This window comes from Trinickia caryophylli, assembly GCF_034424545.1.
Classification (GTDB): domain Bacteria; phylum Pseudomonadota; class Gammaproteobacteria; order Burkholderiales; family Burkholderiaceae; genus Trinickia; species Trinickia caryophylli.
On the sequence record NZ_CP139971.1, the window covers coordinates 997,541 to 1,021,322 of the forward strand.

Sequence of the window (23,782 nt, forward strand, 5' to 3'; positions counted from 1 at the left end):
GTCTCTCTGTCCTCAACTCGTAGCGCTCGGAATGTGTGGCGTGGTCGGGAAATCCACCCATTTCGCTTCGATCTTCCGTCCCGGCAGGAAGTGGAATTCGATGTAGCCCTCGTGCTTGTTCGGCAGATCCGGAACTGGGATGTCGGTTTCGTAGGTTTCGTTGGGTAAATTTTTGTCAAACTGCTCCCACGTCAATCCAAGCGCAACCTTGATATGCAGCGTCTTTGCGTGCTTTGGGATGTCGAGGCAACACGTTATTCCCCCGCCCCCTCCAATTTTATGGGCGCGCGAATATCCCGCCCCAAAGTCGTCGATATCGAAGGCAGCGATATTGCGATCGGTGTAGTTGTAGCCGGTAACGTGGTACGGCCCATACGTTTCCTGCGAGCACGCCCGGCCGACTGCAAATACGGTTACACCCGCGAGCAGCAGTAAGCTTCCCCAGCGCTTTATATTTTTCATCAGTGCCTCCCTGTCCTCAGCTCGTAGCATACGGAATGTGCGGCGTTGTTGGGAATTTCACCCATTTCGCTTCGATCTTCCGTCCCGGCAGGAAGTGGAATTCGATGTAGCCCTCGTGCTTGTTGGCCAGCTCTGGAACCGGGATGTCGGTTTCGTAGGTTTCGTTGGGTAAATTTTTGTCAAACTGCTCCCACGTCAATCCAAGCGCAACCTTGATATGCAGCGTCTTTGCGTGCTTTGGGATGTCGAGGCAACAAACAAATCCGCCTCCTCCACCAGACTGGTGGGCTGCCGAATCTCCAGCACCAAAACCATCAACGTCGAAAGCAGCGATGTTACGATCGGTATAGTTATAGCCAGTGACGTGATACGGCCCATACGTTTCCTGCGAGCACGCTCGACCGACTGCAAACGCAGTGACACAGACTAGGAGCAGCAAACTTCCCCAGCGCTTTAGATTTTTCATCAGTGTCTCTCTGTCCTCAGCTCGTAGCATACGGAATGTGCGGCGTTGTTGGGAATCTTACTCATTTCGCTTCGATTTTCCTTTCCGGCAGAAAGTGAAATTCGATGTAGCCGTCATGCTTGTTCGGCAGATCCGGGAGAAAAATGTTGCGGTCAGTGTAGTTGTAACCGATCACGTTATAAGGACCATATGCTTCTTGTGAGCAGGCTTTCCCAACCAGAAGTACAGTGATGGTGGCCAGCACTAGCATGCTCCCCCAGCGCTTAAGGATCTTCAACATTGTCGCCACTAAAATGAGGTTAAATATTTGCAATTAGAGAGTATCGACGTTGCATCAGGAATGCGATGCAGATGTCCCCACGGCTTCCCATACGTCGACGGAGATCGATGAGAAAACTTCTTGCAAGGGCTTGTCCGCGCGCTCGCGTGCGTCTAGCTTTTCGCTGATCGCGGGATGGGCGTCAAACTCCCGATTGACGTTCAAGCCGACCAGAGTGAACAACATCAAATCGTCCACGTTTCGCAGCCTATAACGATCGAACGCTCGATCAAGGAGCTCGCGAGCGTGTGCGATGCAGGTACGGCCGTCGACATCGGACATTGGTGGCAACAACTCATCCTTGATCTCGTGATAGACCGTTTCGGCCAACGTCGCCATTGCCAGTCGCTGCTGCTGGTCGACGGTAAGCCGAACACTGTCGGCCGCAGCATCGAGATTTTCGAGGGCGCGATCGAGGCCCTCGACTTCTTGCCACGTTCCGCGCCAGTACCGCACCGCACGAAATGGCGCGACAAACTTGTCGTGCTGCTCAGGCGTGAGTGCGTCCAGCAATGTGTTGAGAATCAACGGATCGTAGTAGCGGAGAAGTGCCTTCCGTCCGTCCGCCAATTCGACTTCCGCAAACGGATGGAGATAGCGGGTCAAATGGGGCAACGGCACCCGTGACGCAATCCATAGCACGAGGTCTGTATGCTCGCTCTGCCGCAGGAGCGTTCGTGCGAGTGCTGCCTGGCCCTGATCGTCCAGCCTGAGCTCGACCAGATAAGGGGCGATGCTGGGTGAGGCTGCTTCCAGCATCGTGTCAGGATAGAGGCATTGCCACGCCGCGTCGCGCTCGGTCACGAGCTGCAGCATGCCTGCACTTAATGCACCATCAACGAGCGCGTACAGGTTAAGCGGCGTATCGTGACCGTCACCCAGCGATTCGAACCATTGGGTAAGCTCGGCGAACCGTTCGACCTGGAAAGGAGCAGCGTTCATACGGGAACTCCTATGCACGTGGCGTCAGGGCGCTGCGGCTCTGAGCCGCATGCGTTCGGCAATCCTTGCAGACGCCCTGCGGAAGTTCCGGCATCTGAATCCTGTCGCTCGCAGCGGAGGGCTTGTCCCACGACGCGCACTTTTCGAGAATATCGCCCGGCGTGCCGTTCTCGATGCCGTTGGGCGTCACCTTGATATACGACCCACCCGCTCCAATCCAGACCTCCTTGGTGGCCGCGAGAATGAGCTTGCCGTCGACACTGGAGATCTTCAGGTCCCTCAGTGCACTGATTTCCATTTCGTCGGTCTGCGCCTGAATTTCGATCTTTCCCTTTGCCGCAAGGAACTTCATCCCGCATTTTTGCGCGAACATTGAAATCGCTTCACCTGCTGCGACCGTAAGTTTTTTGAACACGCCGATATCGGCGGCCCCTCCGGCGCTGACCGCAAGATTATTGCTCGCAGCCAACTGAAGGTGCTGGCCGCTCGTTAGCGCGATACCGTCCGGCGCCGACGCCAGAATGACAGCGCGCTGCAATCCATTTAGCCGCTGCTCGAGAAACTGCTTTTGCTGTTCAAGTTCGGCCAAGTGGGCACGAGCGGCTTGCGCACTGGCAGTCAGGTTTTCCATCAGCAAAAATGCGTCTTCAAGCTGAGCTTTCGCGGCAGTCATGTCGAGCTGCCTGCCGCTGGCCCCTTCTTGCACTTCTGCGGAGACCAACACGCCCTTACCGCGGACGGCAACCGGCCCATCCGAACGCAACTCCGCCCCCCGCCCACGCTCCTTGCGATCCCCATCGACCATATGCCCCAGATTGAGCTCGCTGGTCTGATGCGGCGTGGTCAGGTGGATGTGCTCAATCCCTTCCTTATCCTCCATCCGCAATTCGTTCTGCGCCGCAGTGCGAACGATGTTCCGGGTGTGATTCAGATTGTTGACGAGGTCCGGATGCAGGCTGTCGTGCATCGCCCCGATAATCACGGGCCGATCCGGATGACCATCGGTAAAGACAATGGCCACCTCCGCCCCGTCGATCATCGGGAAGTGATGCCCGTAGTTGTCGCCGCTATACGGCTTCGCGAACCGCACCGGCCGGCTCGTACCGCCCGGGCTCCATTCGTCCAGATCGAACGGCAGCTTGATCACATACCAGCCCTGCTCGGTCAGGTACGCGTACTTGTAGTTACCCGGCGACGTGATCCGCGCCGGCAGGATGCCGTCAATGGTCGGCCGCCTGATCACAGCGATGGGCGTGCGCCAGACCCGATCCGATGGAATCCCCTCGAAGGTCAGCCAGAATGAATCGCCACGCCCGCCGCTCGATTCGACGGACGTGATAAAGATCCCGTGCTTGGCGTCGGCCGGATTCGGATCGACGCGCATGACCTCGCCCGCCTCGAGCCAGAACGGATTGCCGGTACCCTTGAAGGTGATCTGGTTCGCCAGATACGCCTCGTGACGCCGACGAGCGACGCCTTTGCCCTCTTCCGGCGTCTCGTAGTGCTCGCCCCAGCGGTAGTCGATGCCGCTCGTCGTCTTGTCGTCGCGCGCCGCGTTTTCCTCTACCAATAGCGGCACACCCGCCTGACGGTGGTTATAGTCGTGCAACCGCACAGCCTCGGGCACGCGCCGGGTCCGCTTCTCGAGCGTCTTGATCGCGTCCATACCGCCGCTCTCGAGCCCGGAGTCGCGCCGGTACAGCACCGTGCGCTGCTTGCGCGCGTACGCGTCGAGATCGTCGCCGAACACCACCACCGACCGATCCTTCTTCTGCTCCCAACGGAACCAGATGCCCTCTTGCGCGCAGAGGCGCTGGATAAACGCGAACGTCGTCTCGCGATACTGCGTGGTGTACTCATGCCGCTTGTACTGGTGGCGCAACTGAAACACGAAGTCCACGCCGGCCCGGTAGCCGTAATGGCGCAGCGTATCGGTGATGATCTCTTCGACCGACTGCTTCTGGAACAGCCGGCTCGTCACACCCCGGTTCAGGTCGGCGAGCGCCGGCTCCAAGCGGACCCGATAGTGCGTCTGATCGGCGGACGTCGAGAACTCATCGAACTCCGTGATGACGCCGTGAACCGTATAGGCGGCCGGCATCTTGCTGAACTGCTCCGCGTTCTCTCCGAACATCGTGCGCAGATAGTTCATGTTCGGGTCGATCGGGGCAACGATGAACTTCGCGGGACGACCCACCACCTGATCCATCGCGATGCCGGCCACGGGGCCCGTAAACTCGATGTCGTATCGATAAAGCTCGCTCAGCGCATCCCTGCCCGTGAACTTCAGGACCGAGGTGGGCGCCGGATGCGGCGCCAGCTTCAACTCATAAGCCTGTGTAGGCAGGATCGACGACATGCGGAGACCTCAGAACATGCGACATCAAAAAGGAAGCCGCCACGACGCCACGCCATCGCGGCTCGCTCGGACGGCAGCTCGACCATCGACCGTCTATTGCGCGCCACCCGCAGGCGAACCCAATGGAATCGGGGCACAACGCTTCGGAAGCGGGCGCTGAAAGCTGCCTATCAGGGTCCCCGTCAAGTCGGAACATCCCCCCCGCGAAACTCGCCCATTTCGATTTCATTCCGTGCGCGCAAAGCGGCGCCAGCGGAATGCCCAACGGCATCCGCTACGTATTGTCTAAATTCGATCAATCGGCTACAGCGCGTATTAAACATCTTTATCCGGTCATCGTCAAAGCTTATGCAAGATGGCAATGAGTCGGCTAATTGTCAAATAATGTGAAATCCCATAATTATCAGACGATGTTACGCATACCCCTGCGGAACGGTTCATCCAGATGCCAATCGTAAACTTATCCCTTTACGCAGCAACGCATCCGCACTTCACCAACAGAACAGTTACATGTTGTTTCAACATTTTTGACATCCCACCTCGTGCACTCGTTGCACGTGGGCGCCAATCACAGGCACTGGATACTCTAACGATGACCGCACTTCGCCAGCACAACTCGAACATTTAAATCAAACCGTAGAGATACGGATTTGCAAATCCCGACAATTACGGCCACGACGCTCATAACCATCTGGAATCCGAAGTTCAACGTTTGGGGATGTCCGACGAGAGCCGCGGCTCCTACGTATCTGGCCGATCGTCAACCATCAGTAGATGATGGATCAATCAGACTCCCGTTGATCCGGCCCTCCGCTGCCCGTATCGTTTGCGCAGCTGTCGGCGTCCGTTCCTCGCGTTTCATCGGGTACACGAAAGGCCGCACACCGTCACGTCACGCATCTTTTTCCTCATTCATCAGGACCTACCGCCATGATCAACGAACGAACCGCCCCGCTTGCCGCGCTACTGTTGCGCGTGAGCCTCGGCATCCTGTTTCTCGCGCACGTCGGCCTCAAGATCTTCGTCTTCACGATTCCCGGCTTCGTGGGCTTCTTCGGCTCCCTGGGCCTGCCCCCGATCGCCGCCTACCTCACCCTTGCCCTCGAAACGGTCGGTGCCATCATGTTGATTCTCGGCATTTACGCGTCATGGATCGCGCTGCCGCTCGCCGCCGAAATGCTCGGAACCATCGTGATGGTTCATGGCGCGAATGGCTGGCTTTTCACCAATAAAGGCGGTGGATGGGAATATCCCGCGTTCTGGGCTCTCGCACTCGTCGTGTTGTTCCTGCTCGGCGACGGGGCCTGCGCATTGCGTCCGGCGCGCCGCGCGGCCTGACGCGGCACCTGCGACGAGCGGCAACGCCAGCCGCTCGTGTACGAGGCGGGCACGGGAAACCGTGCCCGCCTCGTTTCGCGTCTTCCGCCATGCGCCGTTCGCGGATTGTCGCCAAAATCGTAACGGTGATTTCTCCGAATAAGAGTTAACCCGTAGTCGTTGCCTCGCTAGACTGCAGTTATCGGTTGCAGACAAACAGCAACGGATACGACAAACAAATTCCCGGAGGTAATCATCATGAAATCGCTCGTTCAAGCCGCAGTCATCGCCGCCGTCTTTTCGGTCCCCGCTCTTTCGTTCGCGCAATCGGCCAACAATGCGCCGATCACGCGCGCTCAAGTAAAGGCGGAACTGGTGCAATTCGAGCAGGCCAACCCGCGCGCCAACGCCGGTATCGATCCCTATTACCCGGCCAGCACGCAGGCCACGGAAGCACGCATCGCCGCGCAAAACAACGAAACGAGTGCATACGGCGGCGCGGCCGCGGGCTCGTCGGCGGCGGGCAGCGCCACCCGGACAGCCGCCCCGAGCCGGCCGGCGAACCCTGTCAACGACATCTATTTCGGCCACTGAGCGCCCGCAGCGGAAGCGCGCCGCAAACGCAGTCGAGCATCGCACAGGCGCCTCGCGCCAACGACCCTATCGGCACTGCCTGATCGGAGCCGGCCGGGCGCCCTACTGAACGGCGCCCGGCCGCCATGCCATCGGTACCTCCGCCGCCGGCAACCCGGCGGTTTCGCCTAGTCGACCAATCGGCTAGGCGTTTTTTCGTTATGAATCGCCAGCGCGCAAGCCTCGCGCACAAACGGCATAATTGCGCCTGACACGCACGCCCGAAACCACGCAGCCGCCAGAGGCTATTCCATGCTTCACGATCTCGTCGCACGCTATGGCCCCGCACTCGTCTTTGCGAATGCGCTCGCGGCCTCGCTCGGCCTACCCGTGCCGGCAATGCCGACGCTCGTCGTATTCGGCGCACTGGCTGCGCTCGGCTCCGCGTCCGCCGGCGCACAGCTCGGAGAGGTCCTGATCCTTGCCGTGGCCGGCACACTGATCGGCGACAGTATCTGGTTTCTCGCCGGACGTCTCTATGGCGGCGGCACGCTGAAAGCCATCTGCCGGCTGTCGCTGTCACGCGATTCGTGCGTAAAGAAAACGGAGCGGTTCTTCGGACGCTGGGGCGTACGCGTGCTCACCGTCGCCAAACTCGTGCCGGGCCTCTCGCTCGTGTCCGTACCGATGGCCGGTGCCATGGGCACGCCCTACCGTGCGTTTCTGAAACACGATAGCGTCGGCGCCGCATTGTGGGCCGGCATCGGCCTCTTGCTCGGCGTTCTGTTCTCGCGGCAGATCGACTTTCTGCTCGCGATGGCGGGCCAGCTCGGCCGGGCGAGCGCACTCGTCGTTGCCATGCTCGTTGCGCTTTACACGGGCTGGCGATGGATGCGCCGCCGTGCGCTCATTCGCGAGTTGTCCCTCGAACGCATCGACGTGGAAGCGCTTCGCGCGTTGATCGAAGGCGACGATGCACCCATCGTGTTCGACATTCGCTCGGCCGAAACGCGCAAGCTCGACCCATTTTCGATTCCCGGCGCGCGGCTCGTCGACGATCGCGACATCGAAAGCGTCATCTCCGCCTACCGGCCCGATCAGGCACTCGTCGTCTATTGCGCGTGTCCCAACGAAATCTCGGCCGCGGCCATGGCCAAACGCCTGCGCGACGCGGGCTTCGCCGATGCAAAGCCGCTGCGCGGCGGCCTCGATGCATGGCGCGATGCCGGCCTCGCCGTCGTGCCGCTCGTGCAAGAGGAAGTGCCGGCCATGCGGCTCGAAGCCCTTTCGGGCCCCGATCCGAAAGCCGTCTGAGGCGCGTGCCCGCCCACGCCTCGTTTCAGGCGCGTTCGCTATCGCTCAACTGCTTGCGGCGCACCTCGCCCTGGCGCGCGAACATCCAGCCCGGATACTCGGGCGGCAGCGCGCTCACTTTGTCGAGCGTGGCGAGTTCTTCGCCGGTCAAGCGCAGCGACGTGGCGGCGATGTTGTCGTCGAGCTGCTCGATGCGCTTCGCACCAACGATGACGGTGGTCACGGCCTTCTGATGCAGCAGCCACGCCAGTGCAACCTGCGCCACCGAGACGCCTCTCGCGTCGGCGATCCGGCGCATCGCATCGATGCAGTCATAGCCGCGCTCGAGATCGACCGGCGGAAAATCGAAGGTCGTGCGCCGGCTGCCCGCCTCGGCCTCGAGGTCGCGTCCGTATTTGCCGCTCAGCAATCCGCCGGCGAGCGGGCTCCAGACCATCAGCCCCACACCTTCGCTGCGCAACATCGGCACGATCTCGCGCTCGAGATCGCGGCCCGCGATCGTGTAATAGGCTTGCAGCGATTCGAAGCGCGCGAGGCCAAGGCGCTCTGACATGCCGAGTGCCTTCATGATCTGCCACGCGGCCCAGTTCGATACGCCAACGTAGCGCACAAGCCCTTGCTGAACGAGCGTATCGAGCGCACGGATCGTCTCTTCTATCGGCGTGGCAGGGTCGAAGCCGTGCACCTGATATAAGTCGATATGATCGAGCTGCAAGCGTCGCAGGCTGGCTTTCACTGCCTCCATGACGTGGTAGCGCGACAAGCCCCGAGAATTGGCGCTCTTCGTGCCCGTCTCACCGAATACTTTCGTGGCGACGACGACATTTTCGCGCGGCACGTCGAGGTTTTTCAGTGCCGTGCCGGTCATCGTTTCGGATACGCCGTCCGAATAGACGTTGGCCGTATCGATGAAGTTAATGCCCGCGTCGATAGCCCTGCCGATCAGTTTCTCGACGTCGCCTTGCTGCAACTGACCGATTTGCCCCCAGAGGGCGCCGGTCTGTCCACCGAACGTCATCGTGCCAAGGCAAAGCTCTGAAACGAAAAGACCTGTCGAACCCAACTTTGCATACCGCATGATCCGATTTCCTCCATGGCGTGGGAGTTTCAAACGAGATCGGTGATGCTCATGCCGGGAACCGCAGCGCCGCAGGCACGGGCAAATCGACCGCGAAAGTATGGACCCGAGGGTGCGCGGCTTCGATACCCAATCGTCTTTGTCTCATGCCTGTTTCTCTCGGCGACGAACAAAGCATGCCTGGGCGAATGCCGAAGATCCAGCCGCTCTCTCAAACCGGATAAACCCGATAAACCGGATAGACCGGCCACCGCCGCACCCCGGCAGGCGGCAGCCGGCAGCGGGCTCAAAGCGCCTTCGCCGGCTCCCGTGCCTGAACCTGTACCGCCGGCTTGCCCAAGCCTTGCGGCACGATTACGAGGTAGCGCCGCTCGTCGTCATGGGCGGGCGCGCTCGACGCCACCACCTGCCGGATCTGGCCAACCGCGTTGACGATGGCCGCCCCGGCCGGATTCGTCATGAAATCGGCGAGCGGCGTGACGGCACCGCTGCCGTCGGGGTGAGCACTGAGTGCGAGCACATAAGCGGCTTTCGGCTCGAGCCCGGTCACAGCCGCCTGAAGCACCTGCAGCAGCCCCTGATCGAAAAGCGCGACCGTCGTCTGCGGCGTGGCCGCATCGGCACCTTTCGCGCCCGCGCGCACGAGCGCCAGATGCGTGACGTTGCCGGCCACGCCGAGGGGCTGCAGATTGCGCGCGCCGTCCCCATCGGGTACCGCGTCGGGCACATAGACGACCGCCTGCGGCGCCTGTCCGATCGGCACGGTGGCAACGACCTTGTTCGCTACCGTGTCGATGACTGCCATCGCGTCGGCGTTTTCCAAGCCGACGTAAATGCGGCTGCCGTCGCCCGACGGCCAGAGGCCATGCGGCAGATTGCCGACAGGAATCGTCGCGACCTGCGAGAAATCGTCGGTGCGGAACACCTTGACCTGATTGAGGCCGCCCACGGTCACGTAGGCGAACGTGCCGTTCGCGTTATGCACGATATTGACGTGGTTCGTGATCGGCCCCGTATCGAGCGTCTTCAACAACGAAAACGGCGGCCTTGCATCGAACACCTGTGTCTTGCCCGTGTCTTTCAACGTGAACCAGACCTGCTTGCCGTCGGGCGACGCGGCGATGTTAGGACAGAAGGGGCTCGCCTGCGTCACCTTGCCGACGATCTTGTGATCGGCGACGGAGACGATATCCGTCTCGGGATTGAACGACGAGCAGACGTAGCCGTATTTGCCATCCGGCGAGAATATCTGCATGCCGGGCCCGGCCGGCACGACAATGCGCGTCTTCTCCTCGAACGTCTTGCCGTCCAGCACCGCGACGTAATTCTCGCCGCGCACCGTCACCCAGACCTCGCTGCCGTCGGGCGTGAAGAATGCCTCGTGCGGCGATCGGCCCACATACGTGATGTGCTTCACCTCGTTCGTTTGCGTATCGATGAACGCAACCGAATTCGATCCGATCGAGACGACCGCGAGCGTACGATGGTCGGGAGAGAACCCCATGCCGTGCACGAGCAATTGGCCGCGATAAAGCGGACTAAAATTGGCTGGCGTCGGATCGCCGAGCCGGATCGAGCCAAGAAGACGGTTGTCGGCAGGATCGATGACCGAGACCGTGTTGGAAAATTGCTCCGCCGAATAGACGCGATCGTGGTGCGTCACCGGAATATCGGGGCTCGATGCGGAGCCGGGCACCTGCCCCGCGAAAACTGACTGGGCGCCGGCCAGGCATGCGACCGCAGATACCGCGGCGGCGAGCGAACGAGCTTTCATTCGGACTCCTTCATGGTTGAGTTCGTTGATGTGGAGGATGTGTGGTGATGAGGCATGGCGGCGACGCCATGCATTGCATGCGATCCTTGAGTCGCTTGAGCGACATGAGCCTCGTGGCCGCCGTCCTGGGCGGAGCTGCCCGGTTGCGGCTGATCCGGCGCGGGCGCCGGCGCAGGCAGCGGCTCGCCGAGCGCGAGGCGCATGGCGACGATCTCCTGCTGCTGCTCGACGATGATTTCCTGCGCGATGCGGCGCAACTGTTCGTTGCGGCCATGACGCAATTCGGACTGAGCCATATCGATGGCCCCCTGATGATGCGCGACCATCATCGCCACGAAATCGCGGTCGACGTCGCCGCCCGGCTTGATGGACATGCCATCCATCATGCGTGTCATCGCACGGTCGTTTTCCGCGAGAAACGCCGCCTCGTCGGCCGCTCCCGGCCCCGCCGCGCGGGCGGCGCCGATGCAGACGGCCGAAACGGCCAAACAAAGCAGGCCCAGGCGCCGCACCCGGCGCATCGAATCGTTCATGGATTGCCTCTGAAACGCGATGCCGCGCAAGCAAGCCGCGGCAGAAAAGTTCGTGTCCCCCCCATGAAGCGCGCTGCGGCAGCACAGCTGGGGGCTCATGGGGCGAACACGGCCGCGGCCGCATCTATTCCGCGCATCGCGCCGAAATTTCGTCCGAGCGCGGAAAATCGCGCTTGGGAATAAACTGCGCTCGCGAGTGTTTGCCGTTGCATGCGGGCATCGAAGCCCGAAGCCGCCGACTTTCACCGATACGAGAAATGCAAACCCGCGATGAGTTGATGGAGCACATACCGCGTCTGCGCCGCTATGCGCGGGCGCTCGTGCACAACCAGGAGCTCGCCGACGACCTGGTTCAGGACACGCTCGAGCGCGCCCTTGGCCGCATCGATCTCTTTGCCGCCGGCAGCGATCTGCGCGCGTGGCTCTTTACGATCATGCACAACGTCTTCGCCAATCAGCTGCGAAAAGCGTCTTCGCGCGCCCAGCACGTCTCCGTCGACGACGACGCCATTGCCGAAAGCGAGTTCGCCGTACCGGCGAACCAGACCCGCTCGCTCGAAGTGCGCGACCTCGATTACGCGCTTCAGCGCCTGCCGGCTGACCAGCGCGAGGTCGTGCTGCTCGTCGGGCTCGAGGAGATGAGTTATGCCGACGTCGCGCTCGCACTGGGCGTGCCGATCGGCACGGTGATGTCGCGGCTCTCGCGGGCGCGCGAACGGTTGAGGATGTTGATGGCGGGCGGCCAGCCGGCCCAAAGACTGAGGATGGTGCGATGAAAGACCAACGGGATTCGATCGGGGACGAGCAAATCCATGCCTATGTGGACGGCACGCTCGGCGAAACCGAGCGCGCCGAAGTGGAGCAGGCCATCGCGCGCGACCCCGCGCTCGCACAGAAGGTCAACGATTATTTCTCGTTGAATGCCATGCTTCACGAGCGCTATGACCGCGTGCTCACCGAGCCCGTTCCCAAGCGTTTGCGCCGCGGCCCCGCCCGGCACCCGCGCGCGGCGGCCAACTGGCCGCGCTTCGCGGGGCTGGCGGCCGAGCTCGTGATCGGTGTCGGCATCGGCATGGGGCTGGGCCTGCATCTCGGGAAAACGAGCGCGCCGACGGTTGCAACGGCCGATCCGGTGGCAAGCCCGGCAGCGAGCCAGGCATCGCCTCTGGTCACGGCCAGTGTCGCCAACAGCGCCGACGCCTTCGCACAGCGCGCTGCGATTGCGCACGTGGTCTACATGCCGGCTGTCGACCGGCCTTCGTCTGTGAGCCTGAGCCACGAGCAGGATTTCGTGCAGTGGCTCTCGGCTAAACTCGGCACGGACATCCATCCGCCGGCGCTTGCCCGCAGCGGCTTCGAACTGATGGGTGGGCGGCTGCTGCATGACGGCAGCGGCACCACGGCCATGTTCATGTATCGGGATGCCGAAGGTCAGCGCGTTACGCTGTGCGTTTCGCGCAGGAAGCAGGGCGTGGGAACGACGGCGTTCAAGCTTTACCGCGACGGGCCAGTGAACGTCTTTTATTGGGTGGACGGCGACTTCGGCTACGCGATCTCGAGCGGCATCGGCCGCGACGCACTGCTCGATCTCGCGCACGACGTGTACGAGCAGGTTGCCGCCCCTGCCAAGGGCTGACGGCCCGGGTGCGGGCTCAGCGTTGCGCCGCTTTCTTCCCCGGTTGGCGCGCCGCCGCAGCGGACCACTTTGCCGCGTCGCCCGCGCTCGCGAGCGGCACGGGGAAATGAACGCCGGCACGCTGCGCGGCCGCGACGATATGGCCTTCGATGGCCTGCCCGGTACGATCCGGGTCGCGAGCCCGCAGCGCCTCGACGATGGCCGCATGCTCGCGATAGGTCGCAAGCGCCAGCTCGCGCTGATAAAACGGCAGGCGCTGGCTCTCCTGCATAATCTCCGCGCTGTTGCGCAGAATCGATTCGATGGCCGAATTACCGGCCATCGCCACGATCCTCATGTGGAAATCGAAATCGAGCTGCGCCGCCCGCTCGTAATCGCCTTCCGCAAGCGCTTCGTGCAGCGTCTCGACGTTGGCGCCCAGCACGGCAAGATCATCGTCGCCGACGGCAAGCGCGGCGAGCCGGGCGACGAACCCTTCCAGCGCGTAGCGCATCTGATAGGTATCGGGCAGAGAAACCTGATCCTCGAAGCGCCAGCGTTGCGCGCGCGCCGGGCGGGTGCGGTTCACATAGACACCCTTGCCGGCGCGGATCGTCAGCAGCCCCACGGCTTCGAGCGTCGAAAGTGCCTCGCGCAGCGACGCACGACTGATCTGCAACTCCTCCGAGAGTTGGCGCTGCGCCGGCAACAGGCTGCCGACCGGATAGACGCCCTGCTGGATACGCTCGCGAATCGTCGCAATCGCGGCTTCGGTAACGGTTTGGGGGATGCTGTTCATGCGTGGCCCTTGGCGGTCAGACCGGTAGTTTAGTACGGCGCCGCCCTTCCGGCATCCGAGGCGGTCCGAATCGTGCTTGACGCGTTTTGTCCGCCCCCACCGGCACGGGCCCGCCGAAGTTGCTCCCCTGCACGATTACGGCCCCCCATTGCGTCCACTCGGAAGCCGCCAGCCGCCCGCGAAGCGCGCGGGTTAACCCCGCTCGCCTTTGCCTTGACTCGCTCATATTGGATTTCTAATATTGGCCTTAGCGCGCCCGGTCTGACCAGTATGACCAGTCCGACCGAGAGTGATCTTCTGTTCATTCCAAGGAGGCTGGCTGTGTCGAAGTTTCTGAACTCCCTGTTCGGGCGCGTCGTGATCGCACTCGTCATCGGCGCGGCGCTCGGCGCCGCATTTCCCCACGCCGGCGAATCGCTGCGCCCGCTCGGCGACGGATTCCTCAAGCTCATCAAGATGGTGGTCGGGCCGATCGTGTTTTGCGTGGTCGTGAGCGGTATGGCCAGCGCCGGCGATCTGCGCAAGGTCGGCCGCGTGGGCGGCAAGGCAATCGTCTATTTCGAACTCATGACCACGATCGCACTCGTCATCGGCGCGCTGCTCGCCTGGGTCATTCGCCCCGGTGCCGGCATGAACATCGATCCGCGCACGATCGATAGCGCATCGCTCGCCACCTATACGGAGCATGCCAAGAGCCTCAAGGACGTCGGCGGATTCATGCTGAAGATCATTCCCGATACGGTGGGCGATGCATTCGCGAAAGGCGACATTCTGCAGATCCTCGTCTTTGCGGTGCTGTTCGGCTCCGCGCTCTCGCTGCTCGGCGAGAAGGCGGCCCGCGTATCGTCTTTCATCGACGAACTCGCGCAAACGCTCTTTCGCATCATGAGCTTCGTCATCAAGCTCGCGCCGCTCGGCGTGCTCGGCGCCATCGCTTTCACCACCGGCAAGTATGGTGTGGCATCGCTCAAGCAACTGAGCCTGCTCGTGGCCGTGTTTTACGCAAGCTGCGTCGTATTCGTCTGCGTGGTCCTCGGCCTCGCGATGCGGCTTGCCGGCTTCAACATCTTCAAGCTGATCCGCTATTTCAAGGACGAACTGTCGATCGTGCTCGGCACCGCATCGTCCGATGCCGTGCTGCCGCAGGTCATGCGCAAGCTCGAATGGCTCGGCATCAAGGATTCGACGGTCGGCCTCGTCATTCCCACCGGCTACTCGTTCAATCTCGACGGCTTCTCGATCTACCTCACGCTGGCGGTGCTGTTCATTGCGCAGGCGACGAATACACCGCTTTCGCTGCACGATCTCATTCTCGTCGTGCTGATATCGCTCGTCACCTCCAAGGGCGCGCACGGCATTCCCGGCTCCGCCATCGTGATCCTCGCCGCCACGCTTTCGGCTATTCCCGCCATTCCCGTGCTGGGCCTCGTGTTGATTCTTCCGGTCGACTGGTTCGTCGGTATCGCGCGCGCCCTGACGAATCTGATCGGCAACTGCGTGGCTGCCATCGTCGTGGCCGCGTGGGAAAACGACATCGACAAGGCGCGCGCCCGCCGCGTATTGAACGGCGAGCCCGGATTGCAGTTCACCCCGCAGGAAGCTTCATCCGTGCCGGGCGAGGCACCCGCGGTCGCAGCCGCGCGCGCCGGCTGACGTGCGTTCGCCCAGGCCGGAGTCAACACCTTCTCGTACCGCCAACCCGACATCTCTACCATGGCCATTATTGCAACCGATCCTCATGCGCCCGAATTCGTGCGCCGCTACGTCAATCTCGCCGACTCCCGCCTGGGCGCCTGCGCGCTCGAGGCCAGCGACGAATTCTTCGCCCCCAAGGCGCGCATGCTCAATCCCGAACCCGCCGTTTTCATTCCGGGCAAATACGACGAGCACGGCAAATGGATGGACGGGTGGGAAACCCGCCGCAAGCGCACGACGGGCTACGACTGGTGCATCGTCAAGCTCGCGCGGCCCGGCGTCATCAAGGGGCTCGACCTCGATACAAGCCATTTCACCGGCAATTTCCCGCCGGCCGCGTCCGTCGAAGCGGCCTTCGTCGAAAACGACGCGCTCGCCACGGCCCAATGGACCGATATCGTTGCGTCGGTCACGCTTCAAGGCAACACGCACCACTACCACGCCGTGGCCGATAACCGCGCATTCACGCACGTACGCGTGAATCTTTACCCCGACGGCGGCCTTGCCCGGCTGCGCGTCTATGGCCAGCCTCAGGTCGACTGGACGCACGTGGGCGACAGCGAATCCGTCGATCTCGCCGCAATGGAAATGGGCGCGTACGTCGTGGCTGCCAACAACGAGCACTTCGGCGCCGCCTCGAATCTGCTGATGCCCGGGCGCGGCGTGAACATGGGCGACGGCTGGGAAACCCGGCGCCGGCGCGAGCCCGGCAACGACTGGTGCATCGTCGCGCTCGCGCACGCGGGAGAGATCCGGCGAATCGACGTGGATACGGCCCACTTCAAGGGCAACTTCCCCGACCGATGCTCGATTCAGGCCGCATGCGTCACGGGCGGCACGGATGCCTCGCTCGTCACGCAATCGATGTTCTGGCCCGTGCTGCTGCCCGAGCAGAAGCTCCAAATGGACCACGTGCACAGCTTCACCGAAGGAATCGCCGCACTCGGCCCCGTCACGCACGTGCGGTTCAACATCGTTCCCGATGGCGGCGTATCGCGCCTGCGACTGTTCGGCAGCCCCAAACGATGAAGACACTCGCGATCGAACCGCTGACGCGCGAGGCGTTTGCGCCTTTCGGCGACGTCGTCGAGCTCGACGGCGCGCGTCATTTCCCAATCAACGGCGGTACCACCGAGCGGTATCACGACCTTGCGCGCATCGACGTTGGCGCGGGCGAGGGCCGCCCCATCGTCAGCCTGTTCCGCGCGCAACCGCGCGCGTGGCCCATCGACGTCGCGATGATGGAGCGGCATCCGCTGGGCTCGCAGACGTTCCTCCCGCTCGGCGAAACGCCCTACCTCGTCGTGGTCGCGCCGCCCGGACCGTTATCGCCCGCCTCGCTGCGCGCATTCGTGACGCAAGGATGGCAGGGCGTCAATTACGCGCGCGGCGTCTGGCACCACCCGCTGCTCGCGCTCGAATGCGTAAGCGACTTCGTCGTCATCGATCGAGCCGGCGAAGGCCACAACTGCGATGAACTGTCGCTCCCCGAACCGATCCGGCTGGCGGTGCCGAGCATGGCAGCAACGGCATAGCAGCCCCGCCCCGCCTTGCTGCACAGGGGGGCGGCCCTGTGTTCCACCACATCGCCCCCTCTCGCTCGAGCCCTGCAACGCCACCATGGTGTTGCGCAGTTGACAGCAGAAAACGCGCTCCCTGATCCAGAATGCATGCGCTATTGCTATTTCTATTGCTACTGCCATCGGGGATCGGAGTTGAAACGCAGCACGCGCTTATTGGCCCGGCTTTGGCCGATCGGTATCGGGATCGGTGTCGGAATGACGGCTGTACTTTCAACGTCGTGCGCATCGGCTCAGGAGTTGAGCCTGTATGCCGGCCCGCTGACCGGAAGCAGCGGCAACCGGTCGTACTCGTGGGCCCTCGATTACACCGAGGGATTCGGCCGGTATTTCGCCGGCAGCATCGAATGGCTCAACGAAGGCCATGTGCCGGGCCATCATCGCGATGGGCAGGCCGTACTGATTTGGGCCCGGCTGCCAAGCCCGACGCGCCGGTTCGTTTTCTCCGTCGGCGTCGGCCCGTATCGCTATTTCGATACCGAAACGGCCGCCAATGGCGGCGGCTATTCGAATACGCATGGCTGGGGCGTGGTTTATAGCGCACGCGCCTCGTTTTACAGCGCACACCGGTGGACGGCCAACCTGCAACTCAACCGTGTTCAGGTGTCGAGCGGCCCAGCGACCACAGCGGTGCTGGTCGGTATCGGCTACCAGCTCGACGCGCCCGGCGAGCGCGGGCCGCGCGCCTTCGCCCTGCCGCGCACGCAAAAGGTGACGAACAACGAGGTTTCGCTGCTGGCCGGGGAGACGATCCTCAACAACAATGGCTCGAATACGTCGATTGCCGAGGCGATCGAATTCCGGCACGGCCTCACGCGCTATCTCGATGGCACGATCGGCTATCTGCACGAAGGCGGTGCGCTGAAAAGCCGTCGCGACGGCATCACCGCCCAGCTCTGGCTCACGCGTGCCTTCTTCGACGAGCGCCTGACGCTCGGTATAGGCGCGGGCACCTACGCCGCCATTCACCGGCCCGACGGGGCCGATGGCGGTATTACCGGCGACGGAATATTTTCCGGTCTCGTGTCCATTACGGCGTCTTACCGGCTCACGCCACATTGGTCTGCGCGATTGACGTGGAATCGCGTTGTCACGCATTACAGCCGCGATACGGATGTCATTCTCGGCGGCATCGGCTATCGTTTTTGAGCCCGTTGCTCAAACGCCTGACGCGGACTGCCCATCGCGCGCGTATTGCGGCAAGCCATCCGACAGCACGATCCACGGCAGCTTCTGCGAAACCCACGTGTGAAGCGTGGGCGGCACCGCGGCCGGCTCGTCGAGCGTGCCGGTCGCCACGTCGATTTCGCCCGCATGCTTCGCGTGGCGATAAGTCAATTGCGAGCCGCAGTGCCCACAGAACGTGCGCATTACCTCCGCGCTGGACGTGATCGCCTTGGGTTCGCCGCGCACGACACGCAATTCGCTCGCCTTCACCGTCAACCATGCGACGAACGGCGCACCCGCAATGCGCCGGCAATCCATGCAATGACAAATCAGCGAACTGAACGGCGCCGCGAGCAATTCATAGCGGATTCGACCGCAAAAACAACCTCCCTCCAGCATCATCGCCTCCTTTCGCGTGGGACGAATGCGCCCCGGCCACGTGCTACTTCGGCTGAAATGCAATCAGTCCCATGCCCAGCAATGCAAGCGACACGCCAGCCAAGTCCCAGCTCGACGGCCTGACGCCGTCGACGAGCCAGAGCCACACCAGCGCGACCGACACATAAACGCCGCCGTACGCCGCATAGACGCGCCCCGCGGCAGCCGGATGCAGCGTCAACAACCACGAAAACACCACGAGCGAGGCCGCGGCCGGCACGAGCAGCCAGGGACTTCCCCCCTCCTTCAGCCACCGATAAGGCAAATAACAGCCCAGTATTTCCGCAATGGCGGTCACCACAAAGAGAAAAACGGTCTTCACGATTGCGCGGTCTTTCCGGAGAGCGTTCAGGCCGCCTATGGTACCCGCCCTGCAACCCAGGACCGCGCCGCTCAGAAGCGGTCGATCATGCCGATCTGAAACCCGCGCACGGGCGCGCCGGGATAGGCGACCGGCAAACCCGTCACGTTCACGCCGCGCAGCGTGAACGCGCCACTCCCCCGATTGCGCAGCGACGCCGCACTCGCGTAGAACAGCAGCTTTTTCGACACCTCGTATTCGCAAGCCACGCTGAATTGATCGGCATCGTTGCCGGCGCCCGAGCGGTCGCGCATATACGTGTAGCCGAACGACGTGCGAAAGCGCGGTGTCACGGCGTAACGCGCCGATACGGAAAGGCCGTCGTCGTGGTAGCTTGGCGACGCGCAATAGCCGTTGAAGAAAGAAACGAAAGCCGTCCAGGCACCGAGCAGATAGGAAACACCGCCAAGGTTGGCGCGCAGCGCGCCGCTGCCGTTTGTTTGCTGATGCGCAAAGGAGGCGTGCAACGGGCCACGGCGGTAGTCGATCGTTTCGAAGTGACCTGCAAGGCCATTGCCCGCGTTCGCCCCACCTTCGCGCAGCGAAACCATCGTGGTTGCCGAGAAGCCATGCAAGTCCGGCGAAAGGTAAGTAAGGGCGTTGTTGACGTAGGGCGTGATTTTCGAAAGATTATTGAGCCCCGAGGCGATCGTGCCCGCGCCGAATGCGTCGAGTTGCCCCTTGAACGGAATGTAAATGGGCGAATATTGCCGCCCCATCCTCACTTCGCCCCAGGGCGCGCCTACTCCGATCCACGCCTGCCGGCTGAAAATCGTATTGGTGGACGCGAAGCTGCCATCGGCCGAACTGAAGCCGTTCTCGAGTTCGAACAATATCCGCGTGTGCGCGCCGATCGGCTCGGCACCGCGGATGCCGAAGCGCGAGCCGCGATACGCGCCGGAATCGAGCCGCGGCGTCCAGCCCGAGCCCGGGTTCGTGATTTCGATGCTGGTATCGAGGGCGCCGTAGAGCGTGACGGAGCTTTGCGCTCGCGCGCCGTGCATCGCCATGAGCGCGCCGGCCGCTATACCAAGATATCGAAAGCGTTGCCGGCGCCTCGCCTGTTGGCGCTGGCTCCTCATGCATTCCGTTGCGTCGAGCATGGGCAACTCCGGGATCCGCGTAGCGGCAATGACTGTTCACGTTTGGCAGCAGCATAGCAGCTGGGATACACCGGCGAGGTCCAAAACTGGCAACCGTCTTTGCCGAGCTCGATCGGGACGGTTGCTCTTAGCTACTCCCAATGCCCTATCGACATGCTCGAGAGCCATGCCCGGGCCGCCGCATCGTGGACCGGCCGCGCGCGGAAACCGCGCACCGACATCGGACGCTATTCATTCATCGGCAGCGGCGGCGAGAACGCGTATTCAGGCTTGCGCCGCACGGATATCGGCCTCGTCGGAGGCCTTCGCACCTTCGCCGTCCCCATCGACGACATGTACGGCAAACCCGGTACGCCCCGGTGCCAGATGCGGCGCGAGCGTCAGTTGTGGAATGTCGTAATCTCCCCCGTTTTGCCGACGGAAAGCAATGGGTTCGGTAGTCGCCAGCGCATCGAGCCGTTTGCCGAGCGAATCGCTGATCGTCTCGAATCGCGCGGCGTCCACGCGGCTCGTACGATAGACGACGAACGGAGGCAGCACGTCGAAGCCGGGGTAGTGAAGCACGCCATGCTGAATCGGAAACAGCAGATCATCGATCGGCCCGTTGATTCCGCGCGCGCTGTAATGCGACTCCCATCCTCCCGTCGTCACGATCAGCATCGCACGCTTGCCCGCCAGGGTGCCCTCGCCATATCGATCGCCCCAATGGGCATTCGAATGCTCGCCGACGCCATAGCCGAACCCGTAGGCGTAGACGCGGTCAACCCATCCCTTGAGAATCGCCGGCATCGTGAACCACCAAAGCGGAAACTGCAAAAGCACCGCATCGGCCCACTTCAGCTTCTCCTGCTCGCGCGCGACGTCGGCGCTTTGCACACCGCCCTCGAATGCGCGGCGTGAGTCGAGCGACGGGTCGAAGCGTTCGCCGGCCGGGCGGTCCGGAAAGTCCGCTGCGTCGAGCGTCGCTTTCCAATTCATCGCGTAGAGATCGGACACCTGCACCGTATGGCCGGCGCGTTGCAACCGGTCGACCGCGAACGCCTTGAGCGATCCGTTCAACGAGCGCAGCTCCGGATGCGCATAGACGAGTAGAACATTCATGATCTGGGCTCCTGGTTTTGACAAGGCACAGGTTAGGCTCGCGTCGGCTATAGTTGAAATGAATTGTGCCAATTGCAGGTATTGCCATGAACAATCTCAAGCGCATCGATCTCAACCTCCTGCTCACCCTCGACGTTTTGCTCACGGAAAAAAACGTTACGCGTGCCGCGGAGAAACTCCATCTTGCTCAACCCTCGGTCAGCGTGCAGTTGGCCAAGCTGCGCGAGCTCCTCGGCGACCCACTGCTGCTGCCGGGGCCACGCGGCATGCGCCCCACGGCAAGGGCCGACGAATTGCGCGAGCCGCTGCGTCAGGCGCTCGAGGCCCTCGACCGCGCCGTATCGCCGGCTGCCCCTTTCGATCCCGCCCGGGCCGACCATACCTGGCGCATCGACGCTTCCGACTACGGCGAATCGACGATCGTGCTGCCTGCGCTGCGCTCGCTGCGCACCGCGGCACCCGGCACACGGCTCGCGGTTCTTGATTCAGCGCCCACGGAAGTCGCGCGGCAAGCGGAACGAGGCGAGATCGACCTCGCGTTCCATACGACCGACGATGCGCCGCCCACCTTGCGCCGCCGTGCGCTCTTTATGGAACGCTACGTGCTCGCGGGCCGCACCGGGCATCCCCGGCTGAAACGTCGCCCGTCGGCATCGCAGTTCTGCGCGCTCGAGCATGTGATCGTATCGCCGGACGGCGGCGGCTTCCGGGGCCCGACGGACGAAGCGCTATCCGCACTCGGGTTGACGCGCCGCGTCGTGTTGTCGGTGCCGCACTTTCTTTTTCTCTCGTCGGCGCTCTTGAATTCCGACCTCGTGGCGGTGATGCCCGAACGGCTCGCGCGCGAAGCGCCCGGCTTGCGGATAGTAGAGCCACCCGTAACGGTGCCCGGATTTGAAATGTCGATGCTTTGGCATGAACGCCTGCACCGCGATCCCGCCCATCAATGGCTGCGCGAGCACATTGCGCATTCGGTTTGAATGCGATTCGTCGTCGAATCGCCGGGTCGGCGTAATGCCATAGGTAGGACTGCCCTTTTCGTTCGATGCGGCCGGGCGCGACGCGCGCGCCCGGCGCCTCACGCTTCGAGCTTGAACGCGCCCACCACGTGCCGCAGCTTCGCGGCCTGCGCATCGAGCGACTGCGCCGCGGCGGCTGCCTGCTCCACGAGCGCGGCGTTTTGCTGCGTCACGGTATCCATCTGCGTCACCGCGAGCGCGATCTGATCGATGCCCGTGCGCTGCTCGTTCGACGCGGTTGCGATGCCGGCCATGATGTTGTTGACCTGCGAGACGGAATCGATGATCTCCTTCATCGCCACGTTCGCCTCGTCGACGAACGATGCGCCGACGTGTACGCGCGAGACCGAATTGTCGATGAGAACCTTGATCTCCTTCGCCGCGTTTGCCGAACGCTGCGCGAGCGCCCGGACTTCGCCCGCGACGACGGCAAAGCCGCGCCCCTGCTCGCCCGCCCGCGCGGCTTCGACCGCCGCGTTGAGCGCGAGGATGTTCGTCTGGAACGAAATCCCTTCGATGATGCCGATGATGTCCGCGATTTTCGAGGAGCTGTCGGTAATCTCGTTCATCGTGCCGACCACGCGCCGGAAGACTTCGCTGCCGCGCGTCGCGACCTGCGACGCGTTGTCGGCCACGTTGCTTCCCGCACTCGCGTTGTCCGCGTTCTGACGCACCGTGCCCGTCAACTCCTCCATGCCGGCCGCCGTTTCCTGCAGCGAAGCGGCCTGCTCCTCGGTACGCGCGGAAAGGTCGAGGTTGCCGGCCGCGATCTGCCGCGTGGCATCGGCAATTGCCTCGCTGCCGTCGCGCACCGCGCGCACGGTCTCGCGCAGCGCATCGCGCATGGTCGCCACGCCCGCGAGGATCTGCCCCATCTCGTCGCTGCTCGTGACGGCAACCGGACGGCTCAGGTCGCCCTCGCTGATCGCCTGGAAGTGCCCCAAGGCCTGATCGAGCGGCCGTGCTATCGCGCGCCGCAGTGTGATCCATGCAACGACCGCCGCCAGGGCCCCGACGATCATCATCGCGATGGCGACCATGCGAAACGTCGAATAATGCGCAAGCGCGCTGTCGTAACGCCCCTTCGCCGAGCGGGCCTGAAACTCGGTAAGCGCGTCCGATGCCTTGTCGAGCGCGACGTAAGGATCTTTCAACGCGAAAGTCTTCTCGCGAATCGCCGCGACGTCCTTGGTCTTGATCGCATCGATGAGCCGATCGATAGCGGCGTACATGCGCTGGCGCGTGCCGCTGACGGCCTCGGCCAGAGCGGTTTCTTCCGGGCCGCGCTGCAGCGCCAGATATTTGTTCCACCAGTTGTTCGACGTATTGCGATACATCATCGCGCGCGCCAGCGTCTTGTCGAGATCCGGTGCGTCCGGAATGAGTGCCGCACGGTCGAGCACGACGCGCTCGCGCAAAACGAACGCAGCAGCATTGCCGGTCGCGATGGCCGATGGCAGGTTGTCGGAAAACACGTCATACGTGGCATCCGTCGCTTTGCTCATGCCATAGAGGCCGAGCACGCTCACCGCGATCAGCAGCGCGCCCAGCAGGCCCATCACCAGCGCGATGCGCGCTTTGATCGTCAGTCGTGATTTCTTCATTTCTTTCCCGGGAAGGAGCATGTCGCTTTTCGCACGATCGTGCGCGCTTTTCCGCTGCGCAGATCCTGCCACTGCTTATCGGCATTCCGAGGAAAGAATTGAATAAATTATTTTTATGCGGCAGCCATGCCTCGGCAAATAGTTGGACGATTGGACGCCGACC

Annotated in this window: 23 protein-coding genes and 1 pseudogene; 10 read left to right on the forward strand and 14 right to left on the reverse strand. The window is 62.7% G+C overall.

The genetic code is table 11. The features are described from left to right. Window positions 1-12: 12 nt before the first annotated feature. From U0034_RS23640 to U0034_RS23660, 5 genes are all read right to left on the reverse strand, one after another. Complete coding sequence (locus U0034_RS23640) at window positions 13-462, reverse strand: DUF3304 domain-containing protein (protein WP_085230871.1); 450 nt, start codon at window positions 460-462, stop codon at window positions 13-15. Window positions 463-478: 16 nt separating this feature from the next. Continuing rightward, window positions 479-928 carry a DUF3304 domain-containing protein gene (locus tag U0034_RS23645; protein WP_085230872.1) on the reverse strand — a complete coding sequence of 150 codons (450 nt, stop codon included), beginning with the start codon at window positions 926-928 and terminating at the stop codon, window positions 479-481. A 61-nt stretch (window positions 929-989) separates the two neighbouring features. Continuing rightward, window positions 990-1,208, reverse strand: coding sequence for a hypothetical protein (locus tag U0034_RS23650; protein ID WP_170151708.1), 219 nt, complete (start codon window positions 1,206-1,208; stop codon window positions 990-992). A 54-nt stretch (window positions 1,209-1,262) separates the two neighbouring features. Next, entirely contained in the window at window positions 1,263-2,189 is a 927-nt protein-coding gene (locus tag U0034_RS23655) for a DUF4123 domain-containing protein (RefSeq protein ID WP_085230870.1), read from the reverse strand. Window positions 2,190-2,199: 10 nt separating this feature from the next. Continuing rightward, window positions 2,200-4,548, reverse strand: coding sequence for a type VI secretion system Vgr family protein (locus U0034_RS23660; RefSeq protein ID WP_102622993.1), 2,349 nt, complete (start codon window positions 4,546-4,548; stop codon window positions 2,200-2,202). Between the two features lie 930 nt (window positions 4,549-5,478). Between U0034_RS23660 and U0034_RS23665 the strand changes: the two genes are divergently transcribed. The 3 genes from U0034_RS23665 (at window position 5,479) to U0034_RS23675 (ending at window position 7,752) form a co-directional block, all read left to right on the forward strand. Next, a complete protein-coding gene (locus U0034_RS23665; RefSeq protein WP_085228916.1) occupies window positions 5,479-5,886 on the forward strand; it encodes a DoxX family protein in 408 nt (135 codons plus the stop codon). Window positions 5,887-6,123: 237 nt separating this feature from the next. Continuing rightward, window positions 6,124-6,459, forward strand: coding sequence for a DUF4148 domain-containing protein (locus tag U0034_RS23670; RefSeq protein ID WP_085228917.1), 336 nt, complete (start codon window positions 6,124-6,126; stop codon window positions 6,457-6,459). A gap of 291 nt (window positions 6,460-6,750) precedes the next feature. After that, window positions 6,751-7,752 carry a VTT domain-containing protein gene (locus tag U0034_RS23675; protein WP_085228918.1) on the forward strand — a complete coding sequence of 334 codons (1,002 nt, stop codon included), beginning with the start codon at window positions 6,751-6,753 and terminating at the stop codon, window positions 7,750-7,752. Between the two features lie 25 nt (window positions 7,753-7,777). On the opposite strand, the gene U0034_RS23680 is transcribed toward U0034_RS23675, so the two are convergent. The 3 genes from U0034_RS23680 to U0034_RS23690 all read right to left on the reverse strand — a co-directional run bounded on the left by U0034_RS23680 (window position 7,778) and on the right by U0034_RS23690 (window position 11,137). After that, a complete protein-coding gene (locus U0034_RS23680; protein ID WP_085228919.1) occupies window positions 7,778-8,830 on the reverse strand; it encodes an aldo/keto reductase in 1,053 nt (350 codons plus the stop codon). 286 nt (window positions 8,831-9,116) lie between these two features. Beyond that, window positions 9,117-10,604 (reverse strand): YncE family protein, encoded by a 1,488-nt coding sequence (locus U0034_RS23685; protein ID WP_085228920.1) that lies wholly within the window; start codon window positions 10,602-10,604, stop codon window positions 9,117-9,119. After that, window positions 10,601-11,137 (reverse strand): DUF305 domain-containing protein, encoded by a 537-nt coding sequence (locus U0034_RS23690; RefSeq protein WP_085228921.1) that lies wholly within the window; start codon window positions 11,135-11,137, stop codon window positions 10,601-10,603. Before U0034_RS23690 ends, U0034_RS23685 begins: the two co-directional genes overlap by 4 nt. Before the next feature lie 257 nt (window positions 11,138-11,394). On the opposite strand from U0034_RS23690, the gene U0034_RS23695 reads away from it, so the two are divergent. Together U0034_RS23695 and U0034_RS23700 are read left to right on the forward strand one after the other, a co-directional pair. Next, window positions 11,395-11,913 carry an RNA polymerase sigma factor gene (locus tag U0034_RS23695; RefSeq protein ID WP_085228922.1) on the forward strand — a complete coding sequence of 173 codons (519 nt, stop codon included), beginning with the start codon at window positions 11,395-11,397 and terminating at the stop codon, window positions 11,911-11,913. Continuing rightward, window positions 11,910-12,773, forward strand: coding sequence for an anti-sigma factor family protein (locus U0034_RS23700; protein WP_085228923.1), 864 nt, complete (start codon window positions 11,910-11,912; stop codon window positions 12,771-12,773). The genes U0034_RS23695 and U0034_RS23700 overlap by 4 nt, the downstream gene beginning before the upstream one ends. A 94-nt stretch (window positions 12,774-12,867) precedes the next feature. Here U0034_RS23700 and U0034_RS23705 read toward each other — a convergent pair. Beyond that, window positions 12,868-13,551, reverse strand: a pseudogene (locus U0034_RS23705) (FadR/GntR family transcriptional regulator); the annotation flags it as partial. A 321-nt stretch (window positions 13,552-13,872) separates the two neighbouring features. Between U0034_RS23705 and U0034_RS23710 the strand changes: the two are divergent. The 4 genes from U0034_RS23710 to U0034_RS23725 all read left to right on the forward strand — a co-directional run bounded on the left by U0034_RS23710 (window position 13,873) and on the right by U0034_RS23725 (window position 17,975). After that, a complete protein-coding gene (locus tag U0034_RS23710) occupies window positions 13,873-15,204 on the forward strand; it encodes a C4-dicarboxylate transporter DctA (protein WP_085228925.1) in 1,332 nt (443 codons plus the stop codon). A 60-nt stretch (window positions 15,205-15,264) separates the two neighbouring features. After that, on the forward strand, window positions 15,265-16,275 hold the full coding sequence (alc, locus tag U0034_RS23715; RefSeq protein ID WP_085228926.1) for an allantoicase: 1,011 nt from the start codon (window positions 15,265-15,267) through the stop codon (window positions 16,273-16,275). Continuing rightward, window positions 16,272-16,781, forward strand: a complete 510-nt coding sequence (locus tag U0034_RS23720) for an ureidoglycolate lyase (RefSeq protein WP_085228927.1) — start codon at window positions 16,272-16,274, stop codon at window positions 16,779-16,781. The genes alc and U0034_RS23720 overlap by 4 nt, the downstream gene beginning before the upstream one ends. A 243-nt stretch (window positions 16,782-17,024) precedes the next feature. After that, window positions 17,025-17,975, forward strand: a complete 951-nt coding sequence (locus U0034_RS23725; RefSeq protein ID WP_085229067.1) for a hypothetical protein — start codon at window positions 17,025-17,027, stop codon at window positions 17,973-17,975. Between the two features lie 9 nt (window positions 17,976-17,984). Here U0034_RS23725 and U0034_RS23730 read toward each other — a convergent pair whose 3' ends face one another. The 4 genes from U0034_RS23730 to U0034_RS23745 form a co-directional block, all read right to left on the reverse strand. Further along, complete coding sequence (locus U0034_RS23730) at window positions 17,985-18,392, reverse strand: GFA family protein (RefSeq protein ID WP_233211946.1); 408 nt, start codon at window positions 18,390-18,392, stop codon at window positions 17,985-17,987. A gap of 43 nt (window positions 18,393-18,435) precedes the next feature. Then, window positions 18,436-18,753 carry a YnfA family protein gene (locus U0034_RS23735; protein ID WP_085228929.1) on the reverse strand — a complete coding sequence of 106 codons (318 nt, stop codon included), beginning with the start codon at window positions 18,751-18,753 and terminating at the stop codon, window positions 18,436-18,438. Between the two features lie 71 nt (window positions 18,754-18,824). Beyond that, window positions 18,825-19,874 carry a porin gene (locus U0034_RS23740; RefSeq protein WP_085229068.1) on the reverse strand — a complete coding sequence of 350 codons (1,050 nt, stop codon included), beginning with the start codon at window positions 19,872-19,874 and terminating at the stop codon, window positions 18,825-18,827. A gap of 285 nt (window positions 19,875-20,159) precedes the next feature. After that, window positions 20,160-20,996, reverse strand: coding sequence for an NAD(P)H-dependent oxidoreductase (locus U0034_RS23745; protein WP_085228930.1), 837 nt, complete (start codon window positions 20,994-20,996; stop codon window positions 20,160-20,162). 86 nt (window positions 20,997-21,082) lie between these two features. On the opposite strand from U0034_RS23745, the gene U0034_RS23750 reads away from it, so the two are divergent. After that, window positions 21,083-21,976 carry a LysR family transcriptional regulator gene (locus tag U0034_RS23750; protein WP_085228931.1) on the forward strand — a complete coding sequence of 298 codons (894 nt, stop codon included), beginning with the start codon at window positions 21,083-21,085 and terminating at the stop codon, window positions 21,974-21,976. Window positions 21,977-22,074: 98 nt separating this feature from the next. On the opposite strand, the gene U0034_RS23755 is transcribed toward U0034_RS23750, so the two are convergent. Then, window positions 22,075-23,619: a methyl-accepting chemotaxis protein gene (locus U0034_RS23755; RefSeq protein WP_158243532.1), complete on the reverse strand. Its 1,545-nt coding sequence runs from the start codon at window positions 23,617-23,619 to the stop codon at window positions 22,075-22,077. Between the last annotated feature and the right edge of the window lie 163 nt (window positions 23,620-23,782).

Coding starts and splice junctions, on each gene's coding strand:
- U0034_RS23730 (WP_233211946.1), bottom strand. CDS start 18,392: ATGCTGGAGGGAGGTTGTTTTTGCGGTCGAATCCGCTATGAATTGCTC.
- U0034_RS23660 (WP_102622993.1), bottom strand. CDS start 4,548: ATGTCGTCGATCCTGCCTACACAGGCTTATGAGTTGAAGCTGGCGCCG.
- U0034_RS23695 (WP_085228922.1), top strand. CDS start 11,395: ATGCAAACCCGCGATGAGTTGATGGAGCACATACCGCGTCTGCGCCGC.
- U0034_RS23755 (WP_158243532.1), bottom strand. CDS start 23,619: ATGAAGAAATCACGACTGACGATCAAAGCGCGCATCGCGCTGGTGATG.
- U0034_RS23690 (WP_085228921.1), bottom strand. CDS start 11,137: ATGAACGATTCGATGCGCCGGGTGCGGCGCCTGGGCCTGCTTTGTTTG.
- U0034_RS23640 (WP_085230871.1), bottom strand. CDS start 462: ATGAAAAATATAAAGCGCTGGGGAAGCTTACTGCTGCTCGCGGGTGTA.
- U0034_RS23675 (WP_085228918.1), top strand. CDS start 6,751: ATGCTTCACGATCTCGTCGCACGCTATGGCCCCGCACTCGTCTTTGCG.
- U0034_RS23645 (WP_085230872.1), bottom strand. CDS start 928: ATGAAAAATCTAAAGCGCTGGGGAAGTTTGCTGCTCCTAGTCTGTGTC.
- U0034_RS23670 (WP_085228917.1), top strand. CDS start 6,124: ATGAAATCGCTCGTTCAAGCCGCAGTCATCGCCGCCGTCTTTTCGGTC.
- U0034_RS23740 (WP_085229068.1), bottom strand. CDS start 19,874: ATGAGGAGCCAGCGCCAACAGGCGAGGCGCCGGCAACGCTTTCGATAT.
- U0034_RS23700 (WP_085228923.1), top strand. CDS start 11,910: ATGAAAGACCAACGGGATTCGATCGGGGACGAGCAAATCCATGCCTAT.
- U0034_RS23720 (WP_085228927.1), top strand. CDS start 16,272: ATGAAGACACTCGCGATCGAACCGCTGACGCGCGAGGCGTTTGCGCCT.
- U0034_RS23725 (WP_085229067.1), top strand. CDS start 17,025: ATGACGGCTGTACTTTCAACGTCGTGCGCATCGGCTCAGGAGTTGAGC.
- U0034_RS23680 (WP_085228919.1), bottom strand. CDS start 8,830: ATGCGGTATGCAAAGTTGGGTTCGACAGGTCTTTTCGTTTCAGAGCTT.
- U0034_RS23750 (WP_085228931.1), top strand. CDS start 21,083: ATGAACAATCTCAAGCGCATCGATCTCAACCTCCTGCTCACCCTCGAC.
- U0034_RS23665 (WP_085228916.1), top strand. CDS start 5,479: ATGATCAACGAACGAACCGCCCCGCTTGCCGCGCTACTGTTGCGCGTG.
- U0034_RS23655 (WP_085230870.1), bottom strand. CDS start 2,189: ATGAACGCTGCTCCTTTCCAGGTCGAACGGTTCGCCGAGCTTACCCAA.
- alc (WP_085228926.1), top strand. CDS start 15,265: ATGGCCATTATTGCAACCGATCCTCATGCGCCCGAATTCGTGCGCCGC.
- U0034_RS23685 (WP_085228920.1), bottom strand. CDS start 10,604: ATGAAAGCTCGTTCGCTCGCCGCCGCGGTATCTGCGGTCGCATGCCTG.
- U0034_RS23745 (WP_085228930.1), bottom strand. CDS start 20,996: ATGAATGTTCTACTCGTCTATGCGCATCCGGAGCTGCGCTCGTTGAAC.
- U0034_RS23650 (WP_170151708.1), bottom strand. CDS start 1,208: ATGTTGAAGATCCTTAAGCGCTGGGGGAGCATGCTAGTGCTGGCCACC.